The following is a 2,136-nucleotide window of genomic DNA, read 5'->3' on the forward strand; positions in this document are numbered from 1 at the left end:
GCGGGACCGGTTCGGCCGGGCTGCGGGACCAACGGCGGACGGCGGACGGCGGACGGCGGACGGTCCCGCCCCCCGCTCAGCGCGGGCGACGGGACCGTCCTGGTTGCTCGGACCTCAGTGCTCAGGGGCGTGGGCCCCGGAGGTGGGGTCAGGCAGCGTTGCGGCTGTGGCGGCCGCGGCGGCGCAGGGCGAACACCGCACCGGCGCCGGCGACGACCAGGGCGCCGGCCACGCCGGCCAGGATCCCGGTGCCGCTACCGCCACCGGTGGAGGCCAGGTTCGGGCCGCCGGTGGTGGCGTTGCCGGCCGGGGTGGACGGCGAGGCCGACGGGGTCTGGCCGCCGGTGCCGCCACCGGTGGTGCTGGAGACCTTGCAGTCGAGGACGCCGGTGAACTCCTTGGTGAAGTTCGGGCCGGTCACCTTGATGCTGTAGGACGCGTCCTCGGCGACCGGGACCAGGACGGTCTCGGTCTTGCCGGCCTCGACCTTGACGGTCTTGCCGGGCGCGACGGTCACGTCGGCGGACTCGTCACCGCCGTTGGTGACGGTGACCTGGACGCCGTTCTTGGCGCAGTCGATCTTCGCGGAGGCCGACAGCTGCGGGCCCTTCGCCTGGGTCCAGGTGGCCTGGGCGGACTTGGCCACCGTGACCTCCTCGGAACCCGCGAGGATCATGCTCTGGCTGTGCTTCTCCGGGGTGTAGCCCACGCTCAGGAAGACCCGGCCGGTCTGCACGACGGTGGTCGCGGTGGCGTTCACCTTCGCGGAACCGGCCGCGGTGCCCGCCGGGACGTCCAGGAAGAGCTGGGTGTCCTTGGCGATCGGGCCGTTGAGGGTGGTGACGGCCTTGCCGTCCTTGTCGAGCAGCTTGACCTTGCCGCCGGAGGCGTCGTCGGAGAGCGAGAGCTTGACCGACTCGGCGCTGCTGTTCAGCGTGAACGGGCCGAGCTTGGTGCCCGACTTGCCGTTCACCGACGCGGGGTCGAGGTCCAGCGACGGCTTGGGCTCGGGCATGCCGGTGTTGGCGGAACCCGCGAGGTACTCGGTGAGCTGCTTGGCCTCCGGGTCCAGCGGGGTGGCCGAGGTCTTGTTGTCGGAGAAGCGCCAGATCGCCGCCTGGGTACCGGCAGCGGCGTCCTCCTTCTCGAGGTCACCGGTGATGCCGGCGGCCTTCTTGATCGCGTCGATGTCGAGCTTCGGGTAGGAGTGCTCGAGGATCCAGCGGATCTTGCCCGCCGCCTCGGCCTTGCCCGGGGCGCCCAGCGAGCTGGAGGACCAGTCCGACTCCTGGTACTTGATGTTGCCCTTGATGTCGACACCGTGGTCGACGTCGATGCAGTAGGTCTGGATCTTCTTGCCGTCGGCCGTGAGCAGTGTGAAGAGGCCACCGTCGATCTTGTGGTTGGCGTCGACCTGCACGGGACCGCTCAGCATGGTCGGCTGGATCGTTGCGGTGATCCCCGAACCCGACTCTCCGTCGGCAACCGGTGCCGCGCCTGCTGCGAAGGCGCTTCCGGCCACGGCCAGGCTCGATGCGAGCATGACAGTCGCCATACGGGAGAGAGCCCGCCCCTGCTTGTGGAACATGTGTTGATCCCTTCGGGCCTGACCGCCCTGCTGGCCGGTCGCCCCTGCAATGCGGCGCCCCCTGTGACGCCACAGCACCTGTGTGGACCAGACGCATCCTATTGACCGGCCGGGTCGTTCAAACCCGTGTAGCAAACCAGGACAGTTCCGTAGCTATATCGTTATCAAACAGCTGATCATCGGCAGTTGTTGACGCTTCGACAGAATGTCACGGCGATTCCGGGGGTAGCCGAACTCTGCACTCGACACCCCCCGAAGTGCCGGGATATCGATCAGTTTTGAACCTTAGTCGACAAGTACCCCCCTCGCCGACACAACTCCACCACCGGCCTCACCCGCCACCTCCACCCCCGGCCAACTCCCCTACCGAACCGCCCACATCGCCCACACGGGGCACTTCGGCCGTAGCGGACACATCGCCCGGATCGGCACCTCCGCGCGCCCGCACCGCCTCGACGATCCAGCCGGGCACCGCCTCCTCCAGCGACGCCACGGCGGGCGGGAGTTCGGGCCGTCCGCCGCGGGCCGGCAGGCCCGACGGCCCCGCC

General features: G+C 69.5%; 1 protein-coding gene. It reads right to left on the bottom strand.

The window, feature by feature from the left end:
* Positions 1–148: 148 nt before the first annotated feature.
* On the bottom strand, positions 149–1,543 hold the full coding sequence (locus tag AA75_RS37145) for a Cys-Gln thioester bond-forming surface protein (RefSeq protein ID WP_158515630.1): 1,395 nt from the start codon (positions 1,541–1,543) through the stop codon (positions 149–151).
* Between the last annotated feature and the right edge of the window lie 593 nt (positions 1,544–2,136).

The organism is Kitasatospora sp. MBT63, assembly GCF_000710465.2.
In the GTDB taxonomy this organism is placed as follows: domain Bacteria; phylum Actinomycetota; class Actinomycetes; order Streptomycetales; family Streptomycetaceae; genus Kitasatospora.

Bases quoted from the DNA above. Each gene is read 5' to 3' on its own strand.
- AA75_RS37145 (WP_158515630.1), bottom strand. From the start codon at position 1,543: ATGCTCGCATCGAGCCTGGCCGTGGCCGGAAGCGCCTTCGCAGCAGGC.